This is a genomic window from Nocardia australiensis, assembly GCF_020733705.1.
In the GTDB taxonomy this organism is placed as follows: domain Bacteria; phylum Actinomycetota; class Actinomycetes; order Mycobacteriales; family Mycobacteriaceae; genus Nocardia; species Nocardia australiensis.
In genome coordinates, this window is sequence record NZ_JAJFZM010000001.1 from 1483216 (window position 1) to 1508021 (window position 24806).

20 protein-coding genes and 1 pseudogene are annotated in these 24806 nt (G+C 65.7%); 9 read left to right on the top strand and 12 right to left on the bottom strand.

Going from position 1 to position 24806, the window contains the following annotated elements; translation table 11 throughout:
• Positions 1–186: 186 nt before the first annotated feature.
• Entirely contained in the window at positions 187–912 is a 726-nt protein-coding gene (locus LKE06_RS06805; protein WP_227997774.1) for a Scr1 family TA system antitoxin-like transcriptional regulator, read from the bottom strand.
• Between the two features lie 146 nt (positions 913–1058).
• Between LKE06_RS06805 and LKE06_RS06810 the strand changes: the two genes are divergently transcribed.
• Positions 1059–1607 (top strand): hypothetical protein, encoded by a 549-nt coding sequence (locus LKE06_RS06810; RefSeq protein WP_227997775.1) that lies wholly within the window; start codon positions 1059–1061, stop codon positions 1605–1607.
• A 4-nt stretch (positions 1608–1611) separates the two neighbouring features.
• Here LKE06_RS06810 and LKE06_RS06815 read toward each other — a convergent pair whose 3' ends face one another.
• Both LKE06_RS06815 and LKE06_RS06820 read right to left on the bottom strand, forming a co-directional pair.
• Positions 1612–2097: a DUF4190 domain-containing protein gene (locus LKE06_RS06815; RefSeq protein WP_227997776.1), complete on the bottom strand. Its 486-nt coding sequence runs from the start codon at positions 2095–2097 to the stop codon at positions 1612–1614.
• Between the two features lie 35 nt (positions 2098–2132).
• Complete coding sequence (locus tag LKE06_RS06820) at positions 2133–2921, bottom strand: pirin family protein (RefSeq protein WP_227997777.1); 789 nt, start codon at positions 2919–2921, stop codon at positions 2133–2135.
• Positions 2922–3182: 261 nt separating this feature from the next.
• Here LKE06_RS06820 and LKE06_RS06825 point away from each other — a divergent pair, with 261 nt between their 5' ends.
• Both LKE06_RS06825 and LKE06_RS06830 read left to right on the top strand, forming a co-directional pair.
• Positions 3183–3659: an NUDIX hydrolase gene (locus LKE06_RS06825; RefSeq protein WP_227997778.1), complete on the top strand. Its 477-nt coding sequence runs from the start codon at positions 3183–3185 to the stop codon at positions 3657–3659.
• A 9-nt stretch (positions 3660–3668) separates the two neighbouring features.
• A complete protein-coding gene (locus LKE06_RS06830) occupies positions 3669–5027 on the top strand; it encodes an MFS transporter (protein WP_372477289.1) in 1359 nt (452 codons plus the stop codon).
• 58 nt (positions 5028–5085) lie between these two features.
• On the opposite strand, the gene LKE06_RS06835 is transcribed toward LKE06_RS06830, so the two are convergent.
• Positions 5086–5637: a hypothetical protein gene (locus tag LKE06_RS06835; RefSeq protein ID WP_227997779.1), complete on the bottom strand. Its 552-nt coding sequence runs from the start codon at positions 5635–5637 to the stop codon at positions 5086–5088.
• Between the two features lie 286 nt (positions 5638–5923).
• Here LKE06_RS06835 and LKE06_RS06840 point away from each other — a divergent pair, with 286 nt between their 5' ends.
• A complete protein-coding gene (locus LKE06_RS06840; protein WP_227999307.1) occupies positions 5924–7501 on the top strand; it encodes a glycoside hydrolase family 183 protein in 1578 nt (525 codons plus the stop codon).
• A gap of 62 nt (positions 7502–7563) precedes the next feature.
• On the opposite strand, the gene LKE06_RS06845 is transcribed toward LKE06_RS06840, so the two are convergent.
• The 7 genes and pseudogenes from LKE06_RS06845 to LKE06_RS06875 all read right to left on the bottom strand — a co-directional run bounded on the left by LKE06_RS06845 (position 7564) and on the right by LKE06_RS06875 (position 13288).
• Positions 7564–8424 (bottom strand): 5-oxoprolinase subunit C family protein, encoded by an 861-nt coding sequence (locus LKE06_RS06845; RefSeq protein ID WP_227999308.1) that lies wholly within the window; start codon positions 8422–8424, stop codon positions 7564–7566.
• A 10-nt stretch (positions 8425–8434) separates the two neighbouring features.
• Positions 8435–9148 (bottom strand): 5-oxoprolinase subunit B family protein, encoded by a 714-nt coding sequence (locus LKE06_RS06850; RefSeq protein ID WP_227997780.1) that lies wholly within the window; start codon positions 9146–9148, stop codon positions 8435–8437.
• 12 nt (positions 9149–9160) lie between these two features.
• A complete protein-coding gene (locus tag LKE06_RS06855; RefSeq protein WP_227997781.1) occupies positions 9161–9901 on the bottom strand; it encodes a LamB/YcsF family protein in 741 nt (246 codons plus the stop codon).
• 124 nt (positions 9902–10025) lie between these two features.
• Positions 10026–11141 carry a sulfate/molybdate ABC transporter ATP-binding protein gene (locus LKE06_RS06860; RefSeq protein ID WP_227999309.1) on the bottom strand — a complete coding sequence of 372 codons (1116 nt, stop codon included), beginning with the start codon at positions 11139–11141 and terminating at the stop codon, positions 10026–10028.
• Positions 11142–11362: 221 nt separating this feature from the next.
• Positions 11363–12112: pseudogene (locus LKE06_RS06865) on the bottom strand (ABC transporter permease); the annotation flags it as partial.
• A 10-nt stretch (positions 12113–12122) separates the two neighbouring features.
• On the bottom strand, positions 12123–12893 hold the full coding sequence (modA, locus tag LKE06_RS06870; protein ID WP_227997782.1) for a molybdate ABC transporter substrate-binding protein: 771 nt from the start codon (positions 12891–12893) through the stop codon (positions 12123–12125).
• The gene (locus tag LKE06_RS06875; protein WP_372477290.1) at positions 12890–13288 is read right to left on the bottom strand and encodes a TOBE domain-containing protein; all 399 of its coding nucleotides are present in this window, start codon (positions 13286–13288) and stop codon (positions 12890–12892) included. Before LKE06_RS06875 ends, modA begins: the two co-directional genes overlap by 4 nt.
• Positions 13289–13448: 160 nt before the next feature.
• On the opposite strand from LKE06_RS06875, the gene LKE06_RS06880 reads away from it, so the two are divergent.
• Positions 13449–14264 carry a hypothetical protein gene (locus tag LKE06_RS06880; RefSeq protein ID WP_227997784.1) on the top strand — a complete coding sequence of 272 codons (816 nt, stop codon included), beginning with the start codon at positions 13449–13451 and terminating at the stop codon, positions 14262–14264.
• 24 nt (positions 14265–14288) lie between these two features.
• Here the strand turns inward: LKE06_RS06880 and LKE06_RS06885 are convergent, their stop codons facing one another.
• Positions 14289–15722 carry a CCA tRNA nucleotidyltransferase gene (locus LKE06_RS06885; protein ID WP_227997785.1) on the bottom strand — a complete coding sequence of 478 codons (1434 nt, stop codon included), beginning with the start codon at positions 15720–15722 and terminating at the stop codon, positions 14289–14291.
• Positions 15723–16115: 393 nt separating this feature from the next.
• On the opposite strand from LKE06_RS06885, the gene LKE06_RS06890 reads away from it, so the two are divergent.
• The 4 genes from LKE06_RS06890 to sigM all read left to right on the top strand — a co-directional run bounded on the left by LKE06_RS06890 (position 16116) and on the right by sigM (position 24678).
• A complete protein-coding gene (locus LKE06_RS06890; RefSeq protein WP_227997786.1) occupies positions 16116–16652 on the top strand; it encodes an NUDIX hydrolase in 537 nt (178 codons plus the stop codon).
• The gene (locus LKE06_RS06895; protein WP_227997787.1) at positions 16649–19306 is read left to right on the top strand and encodes a DUF6049 family protein; all 2658 of its coding nucleotides are present in this window, start codon (positions 16649–16651) and stop codon (positions 19304–19306) included. Before LKE06_RS06890 ends, LKE06_RS06895 begins: the two co-directional genes overlap by 4 nt.
• A 759-nt stretch (positions 19307–20065) precedes the next feature.
• Positions 20066–23773: a murein biosynthesis integral membrane protein MurJ gene (locus LKE06_RS06900; protein WP_227999311.1), complete on the top strand. Its 3708-nt coding sequence runs from the start codon at positions 20066–20068 to the stop codon at positions 23771–23773.
• 344 nt (positions 23774–24117) lie between these two features.
• Positions 24118–24678, top strand: coding sequence for an RNA polymerase sigma factor SigM (gene sigM / locus LKE06_RS06905; RefSeq protein ID WP_227999312.1), 561 nt, complete (start codon positions 24118–24120; stop codon positions 24676–24678).
• The last annotated feature ends 128 nt before the right edge of the window (positions 24679–24806 follow it).

Here is a 24806-nt window from a genome sequence, read left to right on the forward strand (position 1 = left end):
GGGGCCAATCACCTGCCGCAGCGACATCGGCAAGTGCTCGGCGTAACGGTCGAGAACGGCTTCGACCGCATCAGCACCCGGAGGGGTCTCGGGCCGGGGCCGCCAACCAGGCTGCGGTCCAGGGGGCGCTTGCTCGGCATGGGCGCACCTCCCACCATCCAGAGTGCGCCAAGGCGTCCTTCCACCTCAACGAGCTGGATGAAATCGGCGGAGGCGACCGCTGCCTTGAACGCTCGCGAAGTCGATCAGATGGAAACTCGAGCCGCCGAGCACCGCGGTGGCGGCAAATGGGATCACTCGGACCTCGATGCTGTCGAGTTCGTCGATCAATTCGGCTAGATGGTCGAGCTGGCCGCGCAGCACCTGCGGGCCTCCGGTCTGCTGTAGCAGGGTGCCTTCGCCGATCACCGCGATCAGCTCGATCCGGTTGCGGCCACGCAGTCGCTCTTGCCTCCGCATCCGAATAGCAACCAACTGTTCGACCTGGACCGGCCGGATCATCACATCCGCACTGATGAGCGCGCGGGCGTAATCCTCGGTCTGCAGCAGCCCGGGGACAACGAGGCTGTCATAACTGCGAATGCTCTGCGCGCCCGACTCCATCCCGTAGAGCCGCTGTAGTTCCGGGCCGATCAGCGCCGACGACTTCGCCCACCAGCCGCGCTGTTTGCTGGCCTCGAGCAGCGTGAGCAGCTGGTCTTGCTCCTCGGTGTCCAGCTCGAGCAGTGCGAGCACGGGGGCGATACTATTGGTCGTCAGCACCTGCCTGCCCTTTTCCACGTGCGACCAATTGGCCGGAGTGAAGTCGGCGCGTTTGGCGAACGTGGCCGAATCGAAGCCCCGCTGTTCGCGTAGTTCCCGCAGGCGCAGCACCAATTCCCAGCGGGCAACGGTAGGCGAGACGGGTGCCATGTCCGGACACAGTACCCGAGCAACTTTCCAGCGTTTGACTGTTGTCAAGGCAGTTGTGTCGGTCTAGGGTCGATTTCAGCGTTGTTTTTCCGCATGGCCGATCCACCATTCACGCCGATCCACTCAGCATCGAGGCGAGGTTCGTCATGAGCGCGTCAGGGAGCTATCGGGTGTTCGGGCGGGCGGATGTACAGCCGTTGACGGCCGCACAGGATTTCACGGCAATTCAAGACGCCATCGCCCGCTGTCGGCACTATCGCAAAGACCACGGACTCTACGGTGTCGTCGATCCCACGCTCGGTCGGATCATGTTGGAAATCGGGGCGGTCGGCGCGGTGGTGATGCCGGCGGTACTCGGCGAGCAGGTACGCGAATCGTTGAACGGTGGGCAGAAGCGCGGCGGGCCAGGATATGACACGCGCGGCGACCGGGGTGGTCCGATCATCGCGCACCCCCGCTCGGGCCGTTGGACCTTCCTGACCGGTCCCACCGACGACTCGTATCTCGATGATGCCCTGTTCTCCGACCTGTTCCGGGTTTGCGCATCGCTCGCGCTACCGGGCAGTCGCATCGTGCTGCCCTCACCCACCGACGAACACAGCCGATACCGCACCTGGATCGCACCGCCCGAGCGCGACTTTCGCCCCGAGCTCGCCGAGGTGGTCGCCGCGACCCGAGCCTGCGCGGTGCACTAGCCGATCAGCGGCCGGAAGTCGGCGCCGGAGTGGGGGTGACGCTGTAGCGGTTCTCCAGCGTGTTGCTCCACTCCCGGCTGCACTGGTCGATCTTGGCCTGATCACTGCCTGCATTGTTAATGCAGTCCACGTAGTCCTTACCGCCCGAGTTGACGAAGAAGCTCCAGCCGACCACCGTGAGCAGGATCGATGCCACCAGCGCGAGCACACCGAGGATAAGGCCCGCGACCGCCATTCCGGTGCCGCCCGCGTTCCCCGATCGGGTTTTCACGAAAGCGATGAGACCGAAAATTATGGCGAGGACGCCGAAGAGGTAGCCGCCGACCAGGGTCAGGATGGCGGGTATGGCAGTGATGCCGAGCACCAGTGCGGTGATTGCCAGACCCTTGCGCTTGGGCGACTCCTGCCAGTAGCCAGGTTGGCCCTCGTACGGACCGGGCGGCGGATACGGACCGGGTGGCGGATACTGACCCGGCGGGTACTGCGACATGGATTTCCTCTCGGTCCGGCGGATGTCCTCGAACGCTACTGAGAACCCAGGCGCGCGTGCATTTCCCACACCATGATCTCCGAGGGCCTGCGCGCGATGACACGTTGGCCGCCGGACCTGGTGAGACGCACGGCATCGCCCTCGTAGAGGACGCCGACGCCTTCCATCTCCACCTCACCGCGTGCGACGAAGAAGTGCAGGTACGGAGCTTCTGGGAGCTTGATCAACCGCTCGGCATCGGGTTCGGTACCCGTCATCCTGGCCACATGCAGCGCGGCGTGGCTGCTCGCGATCGCGATGGCGGTGCGGTCGCGATAGCGCGGCAGACCCGAGGCCACCGTGACAAGGCCGCCGCCGACGAGTTCGTCATCGATCTCGAGCTGCTGGTAGCCCGGGTCTGATCCCGGCTCGTCGGGCACCACCCACATCTGGACGAAGTGCACGGGCTCGTCGTGTTCGGCGCTCGTATTGTCCAGCCGCCAGGAATCGTTCTTTTCCGAATGCAGGATCCCGGTGCCCGCGCTCATCCGCTGTGCGAGCCCCGGATAGATGACACCGCTGTGGCCGAGCGAGTCCTGGTGCACCAGGCTGCCATCGAGCACCCACGTTACGATTTCCATATCGCGATGGGGATGGGTATCGAAGCCCTGACCTGGGGAAACGATGTCCTCATTATTGACGAGCAACAGGCCGTGGTGGGTGTTTTCGGGATCGTAGTGCTCCCCGAAGGAGAAAGAATGCTTCGAATCCAGCCAGGACACTCGCGTTTTCATGCGGTCGCCGCCGCGATGTATATCGATGTGGGGTGTCGTGAGTGTGGACATTATGGTCCTCCTCTCGCCGACCGTGCACCGATCGCCTTTCAGGGTAGGAGTACTTCCGACGCGGTACTCCGAATTCTTAGTAAATTATCCTGCACTCGGCATTTTACGCGAGAGACCAGTGGGTGAACGGTAGGCAAGGGAGAACCAACCGGTAGGTCGTATCGACCTACAGTCGGGCTGGATACCGCGGCCGACGACCGGCCCACCCGCAGACCGTTCCCTAACATGATGTGCCGCAACGAAACCGGAGGTGACGATCGTATGCGACCCGAGGCGCTCGCACGCATCGAGCGGCAACTCCGCGCCGAAGCGCGACACGACGACATCACCGATTTCGTTGTCGGTGTCGCCGTGTATCGCGACCACAAACTTCTCGTGGTGCGGCGAGTTCCGGACGACTATCACGGCGGAATGTACGAACTACCGGGTGGGGGAGTGGAATCAGGGGAAACGTTCGCCGAATGTGTGGTGCGGGAACTATTCGAGGAAACCGGTTTGCGAGTGCGGCGCATTACCGACTTCCTCGGCGGATTCGACTACGCCACCAGGAGCAAAGCGAGAGTGCGCAAGTACGGCTTTGTCGCAGAGGCGGAACCTGGCGAGGTGGCGTTGGCGCCGGGTGAGCACGACGCGTTCGCCTGGATCAGCGCCGACGGACTCGACGAACTACCCATGGCGCCCGATATGCGCGAAGCGGTCCGTGACTGGGCATCCACCCGGCAGCCGGACGCGCGGTAGCCTCACGGCGTGTCTACTGGTCGCCCCGAAAGCTGTGTGCCCGCGGACAAGCGGCCTATATCGCTGCGGATCGCCCTGGCTCAGAGCCCCGGCGTGCTGCGTTTGGCGCTGGTGCGCTTCACCGGTCAGTTCGGCGACGGCATGTTTCAGGCGGCGCTGTCGGGGGCCATTCTGTTCAATCCGGAACGGGAGACCGATCCGCTCGCCATCGCGGCCGCGTTCGCGGTGCTGCTACTGCCGTACTCGTTGATCGGTCCGTACGCCGGTGCATTACTGGACCGCTGGGATCGACGAGCGGTGCTGCTGGTCGCAAACATGCTGCGTGCGGTGTTGATTGCCGCGGTTGGTGTCGGACTGCTCGCCGGTGCGGGCGAGACCCCGCTGCTACTGCTCGCTCTTGCTGTGGTCGGTGTCAGCAGATTCGTGCTGGCGGGTGTATCCGCCGCGCTCCCACGGGTGCTCGACCAGCACTGGCTGGTGCCCGCGAATTCGGTACTCGCGACGGTGGCGTCGGCCTGCGCGGGCGTCGGCGCCGCGGCGGCGGTGTCGATCATCGGCCTGATCGGGACCGGTGATTTCGCCTCAGCGATCGCGGTGGGTGTCAGCGGTATCTGGTCGGTGATCGGCGCGGTCCTCGCGACCGGGTTCGGAGCCCAGGTACTCGGCCCGGAGGCGAGAACCTCGGCCAGGGACAGCGTCGTGCGGGCCATCGCCACCGGCCTGCACACCGGTGCGAAAGCGGTGTGGGGATCGATTCAGGTCACCACGGCGATGCTCGGCATCGGCGCGCACCGGATCGTGTTCGGCTGCAATACGCTGATCATGGTGCTGGTCCTACGGCAGGCACCGACCGACAGCAGTGGCATGAACAACGGCCTGACCCGGTTCGGGGTCGCCATCGGCGCCACCGCGGCAGGCATGTTGGTGGCCGCACTCGTCGCACCACTGCTGATCTCTCGGCTCGGGCGGCCACGGACCGTCATCGTCGGCCTGCTCACCGCGATGGTCGTGCAGTTGGCGCTGGTCACGCCGACCGCGCTCGCCGAGGCCGGCCCCGCCGCGCATCGGGCGCATCAATTGCTGCTCGCCGGTGCCTTCCTCTTCGGATTAGCGGGCCAGACGATCAAACTGACCGGCGACGCGACCATGCAGATCAATGTGGACGACACCCGGCGCGGTCAGGTATTCGCGCTACAGGACACGGTCTTCAATATCGCGTTCGTATTGGCGATCGCCATCACCGCGCTGGTCATCCCGGCGGACGGGCGCTCGCTTGCGGTCGTATTGACGGGCGCCGGGATCTACTGCGCCGGAATCGTCGCCATCGCCCTGAATTCGCGCCGCGCGAGGGTCGCCGGGTCCACCTAGTCGTCATCGGCACCGACGGGATGTGGGGTCACGCTTCGGCAATAGGCCCGAGCGCAGGTCATCGGGTTACGGTCAGGTCATCGGCCACGCTCAGGTAATCGGCTTGCGTCGGCGGAGTCGACTCGGCGGGACCCGCCTCGAGAGCGGAGGCGGAGCGGAGGTCGTGGAGGGCGCCGACCTGATCTAGTGACGCACTCTGATCGGACCACGGCAGTGCGCCGGTGTAGCCGGGTGCACTGATCTTCTGCGCTACAACATGTTCCGGCGCGAGGCCCACGGTCGGTTCGGGCTCGCTGCGCACAATCCAGTCCAATTGCTCACTGCCCGCGTCGGATTCGGTACCGGTTATCAGGTGGTCCCAGGTGCCGAGGCCGAAGGGATCGGTATAGAAGTGATCGAGGACGCCGTCGTCATCCAGATCCAGGGCAGCCACGTCGGCGATGCCGGTGCCGTGCGAATCCCACATCACGTCATCGGCCAGGCCATCGCCATCGAAGTCCAGCTGTATCGCGTCGGTCGTGCCCGGACCGGCCAACTCCACGTTCGCCTGCGATGACCAGACGTGGACCGCACCGTCACCCGTCCCGAACACGTACTCGATCTCGTTCATACCCGTTTGGACGCAACGACAGCGGCGCCGGTTCCCGCTAAAGAAAATCAATTCCATCCGCCCGCCGTCCCGCATTACCTCGTGATGGTCCGGTACGTTGATTATTCGCCGCCCGAATCGACATGGAGGCAACAGCAGATGGCATGCCAGCCGAGCGGGTCGGGCACATCTACCCTCCGTCCCGCGAAGTGACGACAGAACCGCCACCGACGTGACATCCCGAACCGGACTCAAATCCCCCTGCGCCCCAGCGTTGTTCGGCGTGCTCCTTACCGGGCTGCTGACCATGCCGACACCGGTCGCCACCGCGGCGCCATTTCCGTGGGCCCCGCCGCCGGTCAACAGCTGCGGCGAAACCGGCTTCGACCCCTTGAACCGCGAGCCCGATCCGGCGACTCCGCCCGCGCCGCCGCTGCCCCCAATGCCGCCACAGATCGACATTCCGGTGCCGATTCCGGAGATCACGCCGGTACCGGTACCCGATCCGCCGCAGGACAACACCCGGATCGATCCGGAACCGCTGCCAGCGGACCCCTGCCACAACCCATGCCCGGATATTCGCGACACACCGAAACCCGACGAGCCGTCGACCGAACCCGATCCGGCACCCGCACCCGCGCCTGCGCCCGGTTCTGGTTCAGCGAGCGGCTCCGGCTCGGGGTCCGGTAACGGATCGAGCTCCAGCTCGGGTTCAGGTTCGGGTTCGGGCGGACCTATCATGTTGCCGCGCATCCAGATCCGCCCGGAAATCGAACCAATTCCGATCCCGGTACCAGGAGGCGAAGGCGATCCGCCGCAGGCCGCCCCGCCGCAGGTGGTCCATCCGGCCGAACCCGGCCCACTATCCGGCGCCGTGGCCGCACCGCGCGTGGAGTCGGTGGACCTGGTCGGCCAAATGACCGGGCACGGCTCGGAGAATCGCACCGACATGCGCTGGCAGGTCGACGGCACCGATCTCGGCCTCATGTGGGAGACCGAGCCCGGCCAGGTCGCCGTCGTATTCGGCGACACCTTCGGCGCCGGCTGGGGCGGTAGCGGCGCCGGAGGCGCTGGTGCCGACCAGGATTGGCGCAGCAATGTGCTCGCCTACAGCACCGACCGCGACCTGTCCGACGGACTGCGCATCGATACGATGGTGCAGGACAGCCGCTGCCACGCCGCCGAACTACTCGGCAGCCGCAAGATCAAGAACTGGGAGACGACCACCATCCCGACCTCCGGGTTCGCCATCGGCGATCGCCAGTACCTCAGCTACATGTCGGTGAATCGGTGGAGCCGGATACCAGGCATGTGGTGGACCAACTTCGGTGGTCTCGCCTACTCCGACGATGACGGCCGCACCTGGGTCAAAGACCAGCATGCCAAGTGGGACAACTTCTTCGGTGTCGGCCGATTCCAGGTCGCGGCGATGGTGCCCCAGGGGGACTATGTCTACATGTTCGGCACTCCCAACGGCCGCGTCGGCGTGATCGGGCTGGCCAGGGTACCGAAGGCCGAGGTGCTCAATAAGTCAGCCTATCAGTATTGGGTCGACGGCACGTGGGCGCCTGCCGCCGAAAACCGAGCCACCCCATTGGTTCTCGGGATGGCCAGCGAGTTGTCCGTGCGCTTCGATGAGCATTCGGGGCAATGGCAGATGGTCTATCTGGATTCGGCGCGCGGCGCGATCGTGATGCGCACATCGGCGACACCCCAGGGCACCTGGACCGATGGCGTGCCGCTGGTGTCGACCAACGACTATCCGAAGGCATACGGCGGCTTCATCCACCCGTGGTCGACCGATAAGGACCTGTATTTCGCCATGTCGGCGTGGGACAGCTACAACGTGTATCTCATGCACGCCCAACTGGATCCGCCACGCTGAGGCTCGCACCGGTGCACCCGACCTCGGCCGTATCGCCGAGATAGGCCGTGCCACCGGCCGATTCAATGAGCGCGACGAAACCGCAGGCCCTGCCCCGGCCGGGCCTGCGCCACCGCATCGACGTCGGCATCGAGTACCACCGCGATCACCGGGTAGCCCCCGGTGATCGGATGGTCGGCCAGAAAGACCACCGGCTGTCCGCTCGGCGGGACCTGAATCGAGCCGAGCGCCATGCCCTCGGTGGGCAATTCGCGCGATATCGCGCGTTCGAGAGGCGGCCCGGTTCGACGATCGAGCCGCGCGCCGACCCGATCGGTGGCGCTGGACACCGCCCACTCACCCTCGAAGAGCACGTCGGCGTCGGCGAACCAGTCATGCCGTGGCCCGAGCACCGCCCGGATCGTGCGCGTCGTCACGGGCAGAGCGGTAACCGGCGCGAACTCGACATTCGGAAGCCGTTGTGGCACCGAACCGATCGGGAGACGATCGCCGGGCCGCAATAGCTCCGGTCCGATCCCGGACAGGGTGTCATGGCTGCGCGAACCGAGCACCGGAAGCACGTCGATGCCGCCGCGGACCGCTACATAGCTACGCAAGCCCGCCGGTGCCATGCCAAGCCGCAATCGCTGTCCCGCAGCTAGTTCCAGCACGCTGGCATGGCCGACCGGTATGCCGTCGACGGTGGCGGGCGCGGGCGCACCGGTCACCGCGACGGTGACATGCTGGTCCGCCCGCAATACCAATCCGCCGAGCAGGACCTCGATTCCCGCATACTCCTCCGGATTCGCGACCAGTCGATTGGCCAACCGGAACGACGCGCGGTCGGCGGCACCGGCCGGGCCGACACCGAAATCGAACCAGCCCGGCCTGCCCAGGTCCTGGATGGTGGCCAATGGACCGACCCGCTCGATCACGATCACGATCACCGGATACTCACCCTCGCCGACCCGCTTCGATGAATCGCACCGCGGCACCGGCGCGGATCATGGCAGGCGGATCACGGTCGACATCCCACATCCGCAGATCGGTGGTGCCAATAAGCTGCCAGCCGCCGGGCGTACTGCTCGGGTAGACGGCGGTGTACCCACCGGCGAGGGCGACCGCACCTGCGGGTATGGAGGTACGCGCCGCACTGCGGCGGGGGACCGAAAGGCGACTGTCCAGCGATTTGAGGTAGCCGAAGCCGGGAGCGAATCCCATGAAGGCGCAATGCCATACCGTTTCGGTGTGCGCGGCGACCACTTCCGGGACGCTCAATTGCAGCAGGCGGCACACGTCATCGAGATCGGCACCGTTATATCTGACCGGAATCAGCACCACATCGTCATCGTCCGAGATTGTTCCACGTAAAACAATATACGAATCCTGTTGCTGCCCTTGTCGATAGATTGCCGACAGCAGCTTCGCCATCGCCGTGCGTACGGGTTCGACATCCCTGACCGAAAGTAGCGTCACCAATACGGTTTCCGCTGCGGGCAATATATCCTGCACTCCGGGAACCCGGCTGGAACGCAGCGCCGCAACAACTTCCGCGACACTGTGATGCCCGGCCGGAGTAATCAGCAGTGCCCGATCTCCAGCGGCACGAATGAGTTGCGCCGGTTCGAGATCCGTCGTGACGAGACGTGCGCGCTCGGAGGAATCCATGCGACACCGACCTCAGCCGAACGACTCCAACGAGACCCCGACATCGTCGAGGGCCGCCCGGATGAGCCGTGCCATCTCCACCGCGGCAGGCGAATCGCCGTGCACGCAGATACTCGCCGCACTCACCGCCACCTGATCGGAGCCGTCGACGGTGCGCGTGGTTCCCGACATGGCTATCGAGACCGCCTGGACCACCGCCTCGTCGGGCCGCAACACCGAGCCGACGACACCCCTGGGTGCGAGCAATCCCGACGGTGTGTAGGCGCGATCCGCGAAACCTTCGCCGACAAAACGTATCTTGGCGTCGTCCGCCGCACGTTCGAGCTGGGTGCCTGCGGGGCCGAGCAGTGCTAGGTCCAGATCGTATTCGGCCATCGCGGCCAGCACCGCGTCGGCGACAATGCGATCCTTCGAGGCCGAATGATACAGCGCACCATGCGGTTTGACGTAACGTACGCGATCGCCCTCCGCTCGCGCGAACGCGTCCAGGCTGCCGATCTGATAAAGCACCTCGTCACGCAGTTGCGCCGGCTCCACCGAAATCTCGCGGCGCCCGAATCCGGCTAGATCGCGGTACCCGATGTGCGCGCCGATCCTGACCTGTTTTGCCACCGCGAGCGCGCAGGTGCGGCGCATGACCGACGGGTCACCCGCGTGGAAGCCACAGGCGATGTTCGCGCTGGTGACGATTTCGAGCATCGCCGCGTCGTCACCCAAGCCTTCGCCCAGATCACTGTTCAGATCCAGCGACATGTGCCTCCTTCCGGTGCCGCCCGACCTCACAGGGATACACCCTGCTTACACTCCAGCGTGTCACGTTCCGGCGGCAAAGTCCCATTTGCTCGACCGAAAACCGAGAATTATTCCTCGACCGGCCTCAGCACGGATAAACCTGCACCTCCACGGCCTTGACCGCGAGATGAACCCACATACCCGGACTCAGATCCAACTCCGCGACCGCGGCCGGGGTGATGTCGGCGACCAGGCCGGCACTGCCGTCGGAACTATCCGCCGCCTGCACTCGAACCATGCCACCACGGTCGGTGAGCTCGGCGATCCGGACCGCGAAGGTGTTGCGAGGGCTGCCCTCCGGCGGCTGCCGGTGTACAGAAACCGCGGTAGGGGAGAAGACCGCGGCTGCGGGTTTGCCCGGCTGCCAGCTGCGGTCGGCGCGGCCGTGCACCGCCACGTCACCGGCGTGTACCACGCCCTCGACCCAATCGGTGTCCGGACCGCCCGCCGCCGCACCGGCCTGCCCGACGATCAGATTGACACCGGCGATCCGCGCCGCGAAAGCGCTGCGCGGTCGCGCGAGCACCGCCGCGACCGGTCCGGACTCGACGACCCGTCCCGACTCGACCACCACCAGCCGATCGGCCAAGGTCAGCGCGTCGATAATGTCGTGGGTAACCAAAACGGCACAGCGTCCACCGCGTCGATCCTCGGCACCGGCGATCGGCTCGCGCAACACCCGGCGCAGTAGCGCGCGCATTGCCGGGGCCACGGCGACATCGAGCGCGGCCATCGGCTCATCGAGTAGCAGCAGCCGAGGATCGACCGCGAGTGCCCGCGCCAGCGCCACCCGCTGCGCCTGCCCGCCCGACAGTTCCGCCGGTTTGCGCGACGACAGCTCCACCGCGTCGACAGCGGCTAGCCAATCCTCGGCGACCTCGCGCGCACCGCGCACCGGCAGCCCGGAACTGCGCGGCCCGAACGCGACATTCTGCGCCACGGTCAAATGCGGAAAAAGCAGCGCATCCTGCGCGAGCAATGACACGCCGCGCCGATGTGGCGGCACGGCAATGCCTTTCACCGTATCCGTCACCAGGTGCCCGCCCACCCAGACTTGCCCCGAATCCGGCCGCAACAGTCCGGCGACGATCTCGAGCATCGTCGACTTACCGGCACCATTGGGTCCGAGCACCGCGAGCACTTCACCGGCGGCCACCTCGATCCGCACATCGAGGTCCCGATCGGCGAGACGGACGTCCATCGCCAGCCCGTCGTCACCGGTCAGGGGCTCGCGCTGTTGGGTGCCGGTTGTGGGTGGCCACGGTAGATATCGTCGCAAAACATGCCGCGGAAACGTCATCGAGCGCTCCCGAGGTCGCGGTCCGCGTCGGTGCGACCGCGCGACGGATTCGGGCCCGGCCGACGGCCACTGCGCAATGTCGTTCCCGGCCCGGCAATCCGGCCGGGGCGACGGTAGGCGACCAGCACAATCAGCACGGCCACCACAACCAGCAGCAACGAGAGTGCCACGGCCGCATCGGGATCCGCCTCGCGCTCCAAATAGATTTCCAGTGGCAGCGTGCGGGTGCGGCCCTGCAGGCTGCCCGCGAAAGTCAGTGTCGCACCGAATTCGCCGAGCGCACGGGCGAAAGACAGCACCGCCCCGGAGATCAACGCGGGCCGCAGCAGCGGCAGTGAGACTCGTCGCCACACCGTTGTCGGACGGGCGCCGAGGGTGGCAGCGATGTCCTCGTATCGACTGCCCGCCGTGCGCATCGCGGCCTCGAGGGTGAGTACCAGGAATGGAAGCGCGACGAAGGTTTGCGCCAGCACAACCGCCGTGGTGCTGAAGGCGATATGGATACCGGCCACCTCGAGGTGCTTGCCGATCAACCCCTGCCTGCCGAAAGTGTAGAGCAGCGCGATACCGCCGACGACCGGTGGTAATACCAAGGGCAACAACACCATTGCCCGCAGCAGCGGCAGTCCGCGCCAGTGAGTCCGCGCCAGCACGGCGGCCATGGGCACGCCGAGCAGTACGCACAATAGCGTGCTCGCGGTGGCCGTGCGCAGGCTCAACCACAGCGCATCCTGCGACGCGGCAGTGCTCACCGACGTAAGAAACTTCGACCAGTCGACGCTATAGGCCAACGCCAGCAATGGAACCACGACCAGCGCGAACCCGGCCACCGCGGGCAGCAGCAGCCAGCGCGGCAGTCCGGTATTCACCAGCGCTCACCGCTCACGGCGCGCCGAATCCCGCCCCCGCCAGCGCTTCCCGTCCTTTCGGCCCGGTCACCAGGCTCTCGAACTCGTGCGCCGACTTCTCGTTCTTCGAATCCGCCAGCACCGCAATCGGATACGTATTCACTGCGGCGCTCGCTTCCGGAATCGGTACCGCCGCAACCTTTGCGGCCGCAGTGGTCGCGTCGGTTACGTACACCACCCCGGCATCGGCCTGGCCGGAGGTGACCTTCGTCAGCACGTCGGTCACTGACGCTTCCTCGCTCACCGGCGTCAGCGAAACCACGGCCGCATCGGTGATCTTCTTGGTTGCCCGCCCGCACGGCACCTGCGGTGCGCACACCACCGACTGAACTCCGGACTTCGACAAATCACTCAGTCCGGCAATATGTTTCGGATTCCCTGGTGCCGTCACGATGGTGAGCACGTTGGTCGCGAAGTTTTCCGTCGGCTCGGTGATACGGCCCGAATCCACCGCCGTCGCCATCGTCACCGGATCCGCGGCGGCAAAGACATCGGCCGGGGCGCCCTGACTGATCTGGGCGGCGAGATCCGACGAACCACCGAAGGAGAACTCCACTTTCGAACCAGGATTCGCGGCCTCGAAATCCTTGCCCAGCTGGGTGAATACCTGTTTCAGCGAGGCCGCGGCGAATACCGTGACGGTCCCGGAGTCGGCTGTGGAGCCGTCATTCCCGTCCGAGCCACAGCCGACGACAGAAAGCAGAACCGATCCCGAGACCACCCCCGCCAGCAGCGCGCGGTTCATTCGGTAGCGGTCTCGACGACCACGGTCGTCGCCTTCACGCTTGCCATTGCCACACTGCCCGGCTCCAGCCCGAGCTCGCGTACCGCTTCGCTGCTCATCAACGACACCACTGTGAACGGTCCGCATTGCATCTCCACCTGTGCCATCACCGTGTCGGTCACCACGCGGGTGACCAATCCGGGAAATCGGTTTCGTGCCGAACTGGCACTGCCGAGCCGAGTCTGTGGTGGCCGCGCCTGCTCGACAGCGAGCACCGCCAGCTCCTTGCCGTCGATCACCAGTCGGCCGGAGGAATCCTTGGTCGCGGCGAGTGTGCCGGAATCGATCCAACGCCGCACCGTGTCATCACTGACGCCGAGCAGCTCGGCGGCATCCCGTATCCGCAGAGTAGCCACGCCGTCAGCATAGTTCCGCAAACTCGGACAAACAAAGCGAATGCATCCGTATATACGGACAGAAACCCGACTGTTCAGGGCCTGTCGATCCATAGTCGCCCGCCAGGTCCGCCGCACAGCGTGGGCTTGTTCGCCGGTGCCAAGTACGCTCGTATCAATCATGGCCACGTATTTCGATCCGACGTCATGGTCACCGTTGCGAGCCATCGACCTCGGCAAGCGCTTGTTCGACCGGTCCCTGCTCGACCAATGGGTTTCCTTCACCACGACCTGGGTGGATCCGGTGGCTGACCTGGGCTCGGGCGCTGTCACGGCATTGCTGCCCGACGTCCTGATGACAGTACTCAGCGAGGGAATTCTCAGCCGCTTCGATAGCCGGAAGGTCATCGCGACCCTGCTCGGTCACAAACTGCACGCCACCCTGGATGTGCTCGAGGTCCGCCGCCGTGGCGCCCACTTCCAGACCAAAACCGTCCTGTCCGGAATGTGCTGGGACGACCATCCGATCGAGTCGGTGTCGGTGATCGCGCACGGTGTCCGGCTGATCCCCGGCGTGCCGACGAAATTGCGGACCCAACAGCTCGACCTCGACGGCACCGTCACCACCGAAGCGCTGGTCGGATGGCTCAACACCCAACCGCTGGACTGGACATTGCAGATCGACGGAAGTGGCCTGATCAAGGCCAAGCACCGACGCAGGCTGATCAGCGCGCTGGTGGACGCTCGAGTTCGCGACAACCGGCTCACCGTCGACATCCGTCGCGCGAACTGGCTCGGCATCCGAGTACCACGCAGCATGCTGCCCACCCCCGCGGCCGAGTTCAACGACCTGCCCAATCAGGCACGCATCGTGGACGCGACCCGCGAGGGCGAACTCGTCCGATTCCGGGTCGAACTTCCGGAGATCACTGGGTCGTTCGATCTGGCACAGATTCGATCGGCGATCGTGGCCGGTACCACGCTGATCGTCTGCTGACCCGCGTGGGCACCGAAACCGCTTTCAGCTCTGCGATTTCCACCATGCCAGCAATGCGGCCTCGGCCTCGTCTCTGCTGAGCGGTCCGCGATCCAGGCGCAATTCCTTCAGGAAGCGCCACGCCCTGCCGACATCCGGGCCGGCCCGCAGGCCGAGCAATTCCATGATGGCGTTGCCATCCAGATCCGGGCGGACCCGGTCCAGATCCTCCTGCTCCTGGAGCGTCGCGATGCGCGACTCCAGCTCGTCGTAGGTCGCGCGCAATGCGGCCGCCCGGCGCTTATTGCGGGTAGTGCAGTCGGCGCGGACCAGCTTGTGCAGCCGAGGCAGCAAATCGCCCGCGTCCGTGACATATCGACGCACCGCCGAATCCGTCCACTGGCCCTTGCCGTAACCGTGAAACCGCAAGTGCAGGAACACGAGCCGGGCCACATCCTCGGTGAACTGCTTGGGGTACTTCAGTGCCCGCATCCGCCTACGCACCATCTTCGCGCCAACCACCTCATGGTGGTGGAAGCTGACGCCGCCGCCGGGCTCATTGCGCTTGGTATCCGGCTTGCCGATGTCGTGCAGTAGCGCCGCCCAGCGCAGCACCAAATCGGGATCGCCCGCCTCCTGATCGATGGCCTGCTCGAGCACGGTCAGCGAATGCCAGTACACGTCCTTGTGCTGGTGATGCTCGTCGATCTCCAGCTTCATCTCCGGGACCTCCGGCAACACGCGTTGGGCCAGACCGGTCTCGCACATGATGTTGATGCCGTCGATGGGATGGGCGGACGCTACCAGTTTGTCCAATTCGGTCCGAACCCTCTCGGCGGTGATCCGATCGATCTCCGGAGCCATCGCGGTAATCGCCGCCCGCACCCTCGGATGCAGATCGAAGCCTAGTTGCGCGACGAAACGAGCCGCCCGCAGCATGCGCAGCGGGTCGTCGTGGAACGAATCCTCCGGCGCCGCAGGGGTATCCAGCATCCCCTCGAGCAGCGCGTCCATTCCGCCGAGCGGGTCGACGAACTCCATCGCCCCGTCCGCGCCGATCCGCACCGCCATCGCGTTCACCGTGAAATCCCGGCGCACCAGATCACCCTGAAGCGTGTCGCCGAAGGTCACCTCCGGATTGCGCGACACGCGGTCGTAAGCGTCACTGCGAAAGGTGGTGATCTCCAACTGCTGGTCGGCCTTGGACGCGCTGACCGTTCCGAACGCCAGCCCACCGGTATCCCACAGATGATCGGCCCACCCACGCAGCATCTCCTGCACCTGCTCCGGCCGCGCATCGGTGGTGAAATCCAGATCGGTCCCCAACCTGCCGATCACCGCATCCCGCACACTGCCCCCCACCAGGTACAGCTCGTGCCCGCCTGCCGCGAACAGCTCACCCAGCGGCGTCAGTACATCAGACAACCTCCCAAGTGTGACCGCGGCCGCGGCCAGCAATCGGGTACGTCGATCCTGCACAGCATCCTCAGACTGGGGCGAAACCACGAATGAGCAGCTTACCGAGCCCCCACAACCCCCATCCCAGCGCAACCCACCCCACCCACCAACGCACGGCCGTGGGATACGGAAACCGTCAGGTGCCGCACAAACCCACTTACGTGCCCACTCGCCACGACAACAGGTTTCGAGCGAAGCGAGATCGAGCCCTAAAGTTCGCGGCCGGCTCGCGTCCGAGGGGCAAATACGACGCGACGCAGGAGCAAGTATTTGCCCCTCGGACGTGAGCCATAGGGGCCGCGAACACGCCGCGCCAGCGGCCAAAAGCACAGCACCAACCACTAACGTTCGCAGCCCACACCGCGAACACGCGACGCCGCAGGCGTCGCAATTCAAACACAGTACGATTGCGGGGTGTCTCCGGCCGATCGCGCGAACAGTCGACGCCGCCAGCCTCGGCGCCGCGGTTCGGCCGCCAACGCGGCGAAACCGCGCATGCGTACAGTGCGGGAGACCTCGGCAGGTGGGTTGGTGGTCGACGGGCTCGATGGGCCGCGGGAAAAACGTACTGCCGCGCTGATCGGGCGTACCGACCGTCGCGGGCGGTTGCTGTGGTCGCTGCCGAAGGGACATATCGAGGAAGGTGAGACCTCCGAGCAAACCGCGATCCGTGAGGTTGCCGAGGAGACCGGGATCAACGGTGTCGTTGTCGCCGAATTGGGCAGCATCGATTATTGGTTCGTTACCGAGGGTCGCCGGGTACACAAGACCGTGCATCATTTTCTATTGCGTTCGATCGGTGGTGAACTGTCCGACGCGGACGTCGAAGTCACCCAGGTTGCGTGGGTTCCGTTGAGCGAGCTGGATTCTCGGCTCGCGTACGCCGACGAACGCCGTTTGGCCGAGGTGGCGAATCGAATGATCGACCGGATGGAGACCGGCAAGCGATGACGCGTGGACTGTTCCGGATCATCGTGGCGGTCCTGACCATTCTCGGCTCGGTGACGGTGGCTCCGATGTTGTTCGCCGAGCAGGCGGGCGCACAGCCGACCGGTTCGAGTGGTTCCACGACGCCCAAGTTTCTTAAGCTGTCGCTCGATTCGGTGACTCCGACGACGGTGACGACGATCGGCGATGCGGTGCTTACGGTGTCGGGGACGGTCACCAATATCGGTGACCGCGTCGTCGACGATGTGAGTGTGCGTATGCAGCGCGCTGATCCGGTGTCGTCGCCGAGTGTGCTGCGTTCGACGTTGCGTCTCGATCAGGCCAGCTACGACGTGAGTGGTCCGTTCGAGGATGTTGTGGACCGGTTGACTCCGGGACAGCGCAAGCAGTTCACATTGACGATCCCGCTGCGCCCAGATGGTAGTGAGTCGGCCACGTCGTTGGATATCACCGCACCGGGTGTCTATCCGTTGTTGCTGAATGTGAACGGTGAGCCTGCGTACGGCAGTCAGGCTCGGCTCGATGATGCCCGATTCCTGCTTCCGGTCCTCGGTGTGCCGCCCGCGCCGAGCGGCGACGCGGACAGCGGTCCGGCGCCCGCCGCGACGGACGCTCCGGTTGCGACGACGCTGGTGTGGCCGTTGGCGGATCGACCTCGGCTGGTCGCGGGTAATCCCGGATCGGTGAATGGGAAGGTCGAACTCACCGACGACGAGTTGGCGGCCTCGCTCGGCAAGGGCGGGCGCCTCGATCAGTTACTCGGGGCACTGGAAGCTGCAGTCGGCACCACCGTCAGCCATGATCGGGACCTGGCGACGGCCGTCTGTATTGCGGTCGATCCGGACCTGTTGATCACGGCGCAGGCGATGACAAAGGGTTATCGCGTGCTGGCCAGCCCGTCGGACCCCGACGGTGCGACCAGAGCGGGCACCGGTAACGATCAGGCACAGGCCTGGCTGGATCGGTTGCGCGCTCTCGCCAGTTCGATGTGCACAGTGGCGTTGCCCTTCGCGCAGGTGGACATAACGGCGTTGGCCGCGGTGAACGATCCGGAGCTGTCGGCGCGCGCATTGGACGCGCCTGCCGACATCGTCGATTCCATCCTGTCCACCAGGTCGGTGCGCGGGGTCAGTCTGCCCGATTCCGGCAGCATCGACGCGGGCGCGGGAATGCTGTTGCGTAACCACGGTTTCGGAACCGCCGTTGTCGCCGATACCGGCGCTGTCCCGGTCGGTACCGCTGGGCAGGGTGATCCCGCGTCCGCGACGGGCAGCACCGACCAAATGAGCCCCGACAGCGAGACCTCGCTGAACAAAACCACGTCCCTTCCGGTGATTCCCGAGCCCGCGACACCTGACGTGGTCCGGCTGCCCGAGATCAGCGTCACGCAGGCACCCACTGCCAACGCCACCACATCGACTGATACCGCTGCCCCCACCACGTCGGCAGACCCGACGAGCCAGGCTCCCAGTGGCACCTCAACGCCTACCAGCGCAACCCCGCCCGCGAGCCCGCCCACCGATCCGGCCTTGCACGCCGCGACCTTCGATATCTGGTCAGCGACCGCACTGGCGGCGGTCGGCTCGAATCCGCCGACGCCGACGTTCACGCCGGCGCAAGTGCGCTACGACGTCACCCATGACTCACGGATGGCCCGGCTGCAGGACGCGCTCGGCGCTATCTCGTGGACCGCCCTGAACCCGCAGCCGGATCGGCCGCGCTCGACGCTGCTGGTGCCACCACAGCAGTGGGGAGCCAATCGGGACGAGGCGACCGCGCTACTGCGCCAGGTAGATCTGCTGATCCACAACAATCTCGCGACACCGCGCGCACTGCACGAACTACTGGCCGAACCGCCGGACGGGCAACCGTACGAACTGGACTATTTGCCGCAAGCCTCGCAGGACGCGGTTCCTGGCCGTTTCGTACTGCCCACGCACGATCAGGGACACCGAATCACCGAACTGATGCGCGCGATGGTCGAGGTGCCCGAATCCGAGCCGACGCCACGGCAGTATCTGACCCCGTTGCGCGATGACCTGCTGCGCGTAATGACCCTGTCCGATCGCCGCAGCGGCGATGCCGCCCAACCTGATACCGCGGCACAGCGGCGGCTCGACCAGACCACACAGACACTGGACAACCTGCATCACTCGGTCACGGTGCTACCGCCGGGCGGGGTGTACACGCTCGCCTCCGAGCAGAGCCCGTTGCTGCTTGTCGCTCGTAACGAGTTGCCGGTCGCGATCCGGGTGCGATTCCGCATAGAAGCACCCGTCGAGACGAAGATCACCGATATCGGCGAACAGACGCTGCCACCCACCGGAACTCGTTCCTTCCAGATTCCGACCGAGGTGAGCGATAGCCGTAACCTGGTCATTCCCATCTCCCTTACCACGTCCGACGGAATCCCGCTCGGCAATCCCACATCGGTTTCGGTTCGTTCGAACGCTTACGGTCAGGCCCTGGCAATAATTACCGCGAGTGCCGGAGTATTGCTGTTCCTGTTGGTCGGGCGCCGGTTGTGGCGTCGGTTCCGCGAACAGCCGGATCCGGCCGACGAGGGTTTCGAGCCGGAAACCCAGCGCCGGATCAACAGGTTCCGGCGTGCGCGGAAACAGGTACTACAGCAGCGGGAGCAGCAGGAGGCGCGATGAGCGCCCGCGAGACGCAGGAGGCACGGTGAGGGTCACGCGCGACACGCGCTCGCAGCAGGCTCGCAAAATCCTCTCACCTGCATCGATTGGATGTCTCGCGGTAGGAGATGGCACAGTGGGGGACAATTGCACCGCGCTCTCATCGGTGCCGATCGGTGGGGGGCGACTGGGAGATCCGAGGAGTCATGGTGAGCGCAGTCCGCGAAATGTCACTCACCGCACCTCCGGGATACAGCTGTTCGCGCGGGTACAGGAGGCATGATGAGCGACGATGACTCACTCGCTCATCGGCATCCCAGCGATCGGCGCGACGGACCACCGGTCCGTCGCGCTCCGATGGCCCCGTGGGAAAGACAGCGGTCGGCGCAGGACCCGGAGATGAGTCCCGACGACCCCTACGGCGCCCCCGGCAGGCCCGCGCCCAGGATCAGTCATCCAGCCGCGCCGCCGCAGCCAGGTCAGCGGATGCCGCCGCCTTCCGGACCGATTCCGCGTCAGCAGGTTCCACCGCAGCGCCAGGCGCCGCGGCCGCACCCGGGTCAGCGTCAGTATCCGGCGCCGCCGCCGCAGGGTTCCGGGCAACCCCGGCCGCTCCCGCCGAACCAGACGCGTCCAGGTCCAGCACAACCCAGTCGCATGCCACCGGAGCGTTTCGCCGCGCCGCCACAGGCGCGGCCACAGCATTACCCGCCACCGCAGCGGCAGCAGCAACCGCCCGCCCAGCGTGTTGAATCGGCCAACCGCCCGACGACTCGGGAGATGGCGGCCCAATCGGCGACGGCTACCGAGGAACCGAAGCAGAGCGCGAACGCGAGGCTGCTCAAGGACTCCGGGTCGATCGCGTTCGCCACGCTGGTCAGTCGCATCACCGGATTCGGCAAGCAACTTCTTCTGCTCACGGTGCTCGGCCCCGCCATTGCCAGTTCGTTCACCTCCGCCAGCCTGATCCCGAACATGATCACCGAGTTGGTGCTCGGCGCGGTGCTCACCGCGATGGTGGTGCCGACGCTGGTCCGCGCCGAACAGGAGGATGCCGATGGCGGCACCGCCTTTGTCCGGCGCCTGGTGACGGCCGCGTTCTCGGTACTCGCCGCGGCGGCACTGTTGGCGACCGCCGCGGCGCCGATCCTGGCGACCCATGTGTTCGTGTCGTCTGACGGCAAGGTCAATACCGAGCTGACCACCGCGTTGACCTTCCTACTGCTACCCGCCATCCTCTTCTACGGCATGTCGGCGCTGTTCACCGCGATTCTGAATACACGCCAAGTGTTCAAGCCCGGCGCCTGGGCGCCGGTACTGAACAACCTTGTCGTGCTTGTCGCGCTCGGCCTCTACGCACTTACACCGGGTGAAATCACCCTGAACCCGGTGCGGATGAGCGACCCGAAGTTGCTCGTGCTCGGCTGTGGCGTCACCCTCGGCGTGATCACCCAGGCGGTGAGTCTGCTGCCCGCTATCCGCAGGGCGGGCATCGATCTGCGCCCACTGTGGGGCGTCGATGCGCGGCTCAAGCAATTCGGCACCATGGGCGGCGCCATAATTCTTTACGTGCTGATCAGCCAGGTCGGCCTCATTTTCGCCAACAACATTTCCTCGCATGCCGACGAAGCCGGGCCGGCGATCTACTCACAGGCATGGCTGCTGCTCCAGTTGCCCTACGGCATCCTCGGCGTCACCCTGTTGACCGCGATCATGCCCCGCCTGAGCCGCAACGCCGCCGCCAACGACACACCTGCGGTGGTCGACGACCTCTCCGTAGCGACCCGGTTGACGATGATCGCGTTGATCCCGGTCGTCACCTTCCTCACCCTCGCCGGACCGCAGGTCGGTGAGGGCCTGTTCGGCTACGCGCGCTTCGCCGACGATGCCGCACGCCTCGGCCACGCGGTCAGCTGGTCGGCGTTCGCCCTGATCCCGTATTCGCTGGTGCTGATCCACCTGCGGGTGTTCTACGCCCGAGAGCAGGCCTGGACACCCACCTGGATCATCCTCGGGATCACCGGCGTCAAGATACTGTTTTCCGCGCTGGCGCCAGTCGTCGCGAGTACCAGCGAGCAGGTTGTGATCGTGCTCGGCGTCGCCACCGGCCTCGGCTTCACCGCGGGCGCGGTCATCGGCGGCTACCTGCTGCACCGCAGTCTCGGCGATCTGCGCATGGCCAACGTCAGTCGCACGGTAACCCGAGTGGTGCTGGCCTCGATCGCCGGTGGCGCGGTCATGCTGATCGTGAACAAAGTACTTGGGCTGGACCGGCTCTCGGGCGGGATCAGTTCGCTCGTCGGCGTCGCGGTCTCGGCGATCGTGATGTTCGCCGTCGCGTTCGGGCTCATGCGGCTGGCTGGTATCCCGGAAATCGTCGGGATCACCGTCGCGATTTCGCGCCGCCTCGGCCTCACGCCGCCCGCACCGGATCTCGACCTCGAGGGCCCGGTCGAGGATGATTACGCAACGCAAGTCTTCCGTAGGCCGGACCCCTACGCATACCCTCAGTTCGACCCGTACATGGATGCCCAGACCATGGTGCTCCCCGTGATCAGAGCCGATGCCGTTGACCTCACCGGCATGGGTGAGTTCCCGTACCCTGTTCGGCAGAGAAGCACAAGTGGCGAATTCGCCGGAACCTCGACACATCAGGGCGAAGGAGGACCGAGGGTGAGCGACGACGCGGCGGTGGGCGGCGGCGCCCCAGCCGCCGATTCTTCTGCGGCCACGGCGGGCGGGCTCTCTACCGACTCCCCGCTCGCGGCCTCGGATGCGTCGGATCCTGCGTACACGAATCAGGGGGCCGATACCGGCCCACCGGATCGGGACGCGGGTCCGGGAGCCGGCGAGGGGCAGCCCCATGTGCCCGAGCGTGATCCGATGTACGACACCGGAATGATTCCGATTCCGCCACAGCTACCGCCTGCTGAGCGTGACGCGGGCGGTCGACGAACTCCGCGCGGCCCCAAGCTGATTCCCGGCGCCTCGGTGGCGGGCGGACGTTACCGGCTGCTTGCCGGTCACGGCGGCGCCCGCGGCCTCGAGTTCTGGCAGGCCCTCGATATCAAGCTCGACCGTGAGGTCGCGCTGACCTTCGTCGACGCCGATCAGAAGTCCAGTGAGAACTCCGGCCATGATGGCCCGCAGGCGATCCTGTCGCGCACGCTGCGCCTCGGCCGAATCAACTCACCGGGTCTGGCACGCGTGCTCGACGTGGTTCGCGGCAGCTCCGGCGGCATCGTCGTCGCCGAGTGGACCCCGGGCCGATCACTGCGTGAAATGGCCGAGACGGTGCCCTCACCGATCGGTGCGGCCCGCGCGGTCCGTGCCCTCGCCTCGGCCGCCGAACTGGCCCACCGTGGCGGCGGATCGCTCTCGATCGATCACCCGGACCGGATTCGGATCAGCGCGTCCGGCGACGCGGTCCTCGCCTTCCCGGGCACCCTCGCCGATTCCGACGCGCAATCGGATGTCCGTGGTCTCGGTGCGATGCTGTACGCGCTGATCACCGCGCGCTGGCCGATCCGCACCGGCGGGGTCACCGGCACCGAGACGATAGGCGGACTCCGGCTGGCTGATTTCGGCCCGGACGGTACGCCGGTCGAGCCGCGGCAGATTCGCCCGGAGGTACCGTTCGAAATCTCCGCCGTCGCGGTGCGATCGCTGGAATCGAACAAGGGCGTCCGCACGGCCGCGACCGTTCAGCACGTGCTCGAACAGGCGTCGGTGGTTGATCAGAAGACCGATTTCATTCCCGTGTTGCGCCTCGGTCAGCGCCAGTCGGCACACGTCGACGAGTCGCTGGCAGATCCGGAGTTGCTTGCGGCGGAACGAGAACGCTCGCAGCGGATGATGTGGATCATGGTCGGGCTAGGCATTCTGGCCGCCCTTGTGGTCGGCATCGTGATCTGGTGGATGGTCAGCGTCTTCGCGCCGGGCGCGTCCGACGCGCCACTCAATGAGCAACGCAATATCGGCCTTACTACCAATAGCGCGCCCCCAGCGGCATCCGGTCCAGCGGCAACCCCCAACACGCCCGCGGGCGGCGTACCGCTCACGGTCGCCCAGGTGTCGGTGTTCTCGCCGGAGGGCACGCCCGACGGCGTCGGCAAGGTCGGGGCGGTGCTCGACCACGATCCGGGCACCCGGTGGCACACCGACCAGTACTTCCAGCAGTTCCCGGCCCTCAAGAAGGGGGTCGGGCTGCTGGCGACACTACCGAGCCCGGCGAAGTTGACGAACGTATCGATCAACTCGCCGAGCGCGGGTACCACGGTGGAAATCCGGACCTCACCGACCGCATCGCCGACGCTCGACCAGACCCAGCTGATCGGTTCCGCGCGACTAAGTGACGGGGTCACCGACATTCCGGTTCGCACCGATCAGTCCGCTCGCTATGTGCTCGTCTGGATCACCGGATTGGGGAATTCCGGCGGTCAGTTCCAAACGGCAATCGCCGATCTTCAACTCGACGCCGCGCCTTAACCAACGCGTCCGCCGCCGCACGTGGTCGCACCGTGCCGCCGCAGGAAACGCCGCCCGGCTCAGTTAGCCATGTGTTCGCGAAATCAGCTGCCGCGTAATCACAATTCGGTGTGAGCACACTGTTGTTGCTGCCGAATCGTTACTGGCGATATGATCTAATCCGCGCTCTCAGCAGGGGAGCTTCCCGGGTTCTGGTGTTTCGATCCTGGATGCTGCGAAATCTTCGGTGACGGTCAGTCATGCCCGTTCGCCGCCGTGTGCGCTGTCCAAGGGGTTGGCTTTTGTCCGAACTGAACGAGGATTCCCGTGGAGGGACATCGCGGCCGTTGCGCGATCGCTCGTTCATGCCCGACGAGCTGACCGACACCGAGCTACTCCGGGCTCATGTGGCCGGCCAGCGGCACGCTTTCGGCGAATTGTTGCGCAGGCATAACGATCATCTCTGGCAAACCGCCCTTCGAACGTCCTACACCCGCGAGGATGCGGCGGATTCGCTACAGGACGCGCTGCTGTCCGCACACCGTACAGCTGCCTCGTTCCGTGCCGAGGCCGAGGTGCGCAGTTGGTTGCACGCGATCGTGGTGAACGCCTGCCTGGACCGGATCCGGCGCAACAAGACCCGACGCGCGATCTCGCTGTCGCCCGAAACGATGCCCGAACCACGCGACGAGCGGGACGCGATGGCGGAACTGGAGATGTCGCTTGTCATCGACCGCGCCCTTTTCTCGCTACCGCCGGACCAGCGGACGGCACTGGTCGCGGTAGATCTGGAGGGGTATAGCGTGGCGGAAGCGTCCGCGATGCTCGGCGTTCCGGCGGGCACGATCAAGAGCCGATGTGCACGCGCCCGGCAGCGTCTACAAGAACGTTTGGAATTTCTGCGCGATCCGGGGAACCGGAAGTAGACGAGGTGCGTCATTAATAGTGACGAACCACTAGAAGATCTACCGGTATCCCTCCGCTCGGCGGCGGGACTCACGACAAATGGTTTACAAGAATGTTCCGTATGACGTCCACATGACGTCGGACACGA